Origin of the sequence: Streptomyces sp. NPDC059564 (assembly GCF_042735575.1) — a bacterium.
GTDB lineage: Bacteria > Actinomycetota > Actinomycetes > Streptomycetales > Streptomycetaceae > Streptomyces.
On the sequence record NZ_JBHWBP010000624.1, the window covers coordinates 1 to 2,089 of the forward strand.

Below are 2,089 nucleotides of genomic sequence, written 5' to 3' on the forward strand. Positions count from 1 at the left end.
CGGGGGGGGGGGTGGGCGGCGGCTGGCGGGGGGGGGCGCGGCGGCCCGCCCCACGCCGCAACGGCCACCGGGTGCTCGCGGTGGTCCGCGGCAGCGCCGTCAACCAGGACGGCGCGTCCAACGGCCTCACCGCCCCCAGCGGCCGCGCCCAGCGGCTCGTCATCCGGCAGGCACTCGCCAACGCCGGACTGTCCACCGCCGACGTCGACGTGGTCGAGGGGCACGGCACGGGCACCAGGCTCGGCGACCCCATCGAAGCCACCGCGCTGCTGGCCACGTACGGCCAGGACCGCTCCGAGGACCGGCCGCTGTGGCTGGGCTCGCTCAAGTCCAACATCGGGCACACCCAGGCCGCCGCCGGAGCGGGCGGCATCATCAAGATGGTGCAGGCGCTGCGGCACGGCGTGCTTCCCAGGACCCTGCACGCCGAGGAACCGTCCCCGCACGTGGACTGGAGCACCGGCGCCGTCCGGCTGCTGACCGAGCCCGTCGCCTGGGCCGCGGCCGACCGCCCCCGGCGGGCGGGGGTCTCGTCCTTCGGGATGAGCGGGACCAACGCCCACGTCATCATCGAGGAAGCGCCGCCCGCCGGCCCCCGCCCCGAAGAGCCCGTTCCGCGGTCCCCGGCCGGATCGCAGGCGGTGCCGCTGCTGCTGTCGGCCCGTACGGGTGCGGCGCTGGAGGAGCAGGCCGGACGCCTCGCCGGGCTGCTGCGCGAGGACCGGACCCCGCCGCGCGACGTCGCGTACGCCCTCGCCACCACCCGTACCCTCTTCGCCGAGCGCGCCGTGGTCGTCGGCGAGGACCGCGACGAACTGGTCGCGGCCCTGGACGCGCTCGCCTCCGGCGGCTCCCACGAGCTCGCGGTCCGCGGCGCGGCCGCATCCCCCGTCCAGCCGGTGTTCGTCTTCCCCGGCCAGGGCTCCCAGTGGGCGGGCATGGCCGTCGAACTCCTCGACACCTCGCCCGTCTTCCGCGACCGGATCGCCTCCTGCGGGGAGGCCCTGGCCCCCCACGTGGACTGGTCCCTCGAGGACGTACTGCGAGGCGCGGACGGCGCCCCCGCGCTGGAGGGCCCGGACGTCATCCAGCCGGTGCTGTGGGCCGTGATGGTGGCGCTCGCCGAGCTGTGGCGTTCCTGCGGGGTCCGCCCGGCCGCCGTCGTCGGCCACTCGCAGGGCGAGATAGCGGCCGCCGTCGTCGCCGGGGCACTGACCCTCGCGGACGGCGCCCGGCTCGTGGCCCGCCGCAGCGCCCTGCTGGTGCGGCTGGCCGGACAGGGCGGCATGGTGTCCGTTCCGCAGTCCGAGGCCGAGGTCACCGAGCGGCTCGCCCGCTGGCAGGGCCGGCTGAGCGTGGCCGCGGTCAACGGGCCGCGCACCGTGGTCGTCTCCGGCGACCTGGACGCGCTGGCCGAACTCGTCGACGCCTGCACGGCCGACGGAGTACAGGCCAAACGCGTCAGGGTGGACCTGGCCTCGCACTGCGCCCAGGTCGAGGCGGTACGCGACGAACTGGCCGCGGAACTCGCCCCGATCGACCCGAGCGCGCCGAAGATCCCGTTCTGCTCCACGGTGACGGGCGAACCCCTCGACACCGCGCCCGACGCCGCGTACTGGTACCGCAACCTCCGCCAGACCGTGTGCTTCGAACAGGCCACCCGGCGCCTGCTCGCGGACGGGCACCGGGTGTTCATCGAGATCAGCCCGCACCCGGTGCTGCTGTACGGACTCCAGGACACCCTCGACGACGCGCGTACGGGCGGTCCCGCCGAGGCCGTCGTGCCGACCCTGACCCGCTCCGCGGGCGGCGCCCGGCGCTTCCTCGGCTCACTGGGCGAGGCGCACGCGAACGGCGTTCCCGTCGACTGGACCGCGGTGTTCGGCCGCCCCGCCGGCACACCGGCCGAGCTGCCGACGTACGCCTTCCAGCGGCAGCGGTACTGGCTCGACACACCCGCCACGACCGAGGACGCGGCCCCGGTGCCCCAGTCCGCCGCGGACGCCGAGTTCTGGGCGGCCGTGGAACGCGAGGACCTGGCCTCCCTCGCCGGGGAACTCCGCTTCGACGCGGACACCACCCTGCGCGC

The 2,089-nt window shown here is 76.1% G+C and carries 1 protein-coding gene; it reads left to right on the forward strand.

The window, feature by feature from the left end; all coding sequences use genetic code 11:
* Positions 1 to 71: 71 nt before the first annotated feature.
* Positions 72 to 2,089, forward strand: a 2,018-nt coding sequence (locus ACFV0Q_RS41000; protein WP_385013138.1) for a type I polyketide synthase, incomplete at its 3' end; no start/stop codon positions are given.